The organism is Plasticicumulans lactativorans (genome assembly GCF_004341245.1).
Taxonomy (GTDB): domain Bacteria; phylum Pseudomonadota; class Gammaproteobacteria; order Competibacterales; family Competibacteraceae; genus Plasticicumulans_A; species Plasticicumulans_A lactativorans.
Genome location: NZ_SLWY01000022.1, coordinates 2,625 through 2,848 on the forward strand (window position 1 = coordinate 2,625; position 224 = coordinate 2,848).

Annotated in this window: 1 protein-coding gene; it reads right to left on the bottom strand. The window is 70.5% G+C overall.

Annotation, left to right across the window (positions count from 1 at the left end; all coding sequences use genetic code 11):
* Window positions 1-34: 34 nt before the first annotated feature.
* On the bottom strand, window positions 35-224 hold a 190-nt coding region (locus tag EV699_RS20115), incomplete at its 5' end, for a hypothetical protein (RefSeq protein ID WP_207923022.1).

The following is a 224-nucleotide window of genomic DNA, read 5'->3' on the forward strand; positions in this document are numbered from 1 at the left end:
AAGAGCCGCGGATGAGGATGGGCCCTGCCCGAAATCAGCGCCGCGCAGGCGCAGCTTCAATGAGGCCGCGGCAATTAGCCGCGGATGAGGTCAGCGGGCGCGGGCCGTGGACGGCGGCGGCGCTTGAGGCTTCAATGAGGCCGCGGCAATTAGCCGCGGATGAGGTCAGCGGGCGCGGGCCGTGGACGGCGGCGGCGCTTGAGGCTTCAATGAGGCCGCGGCAA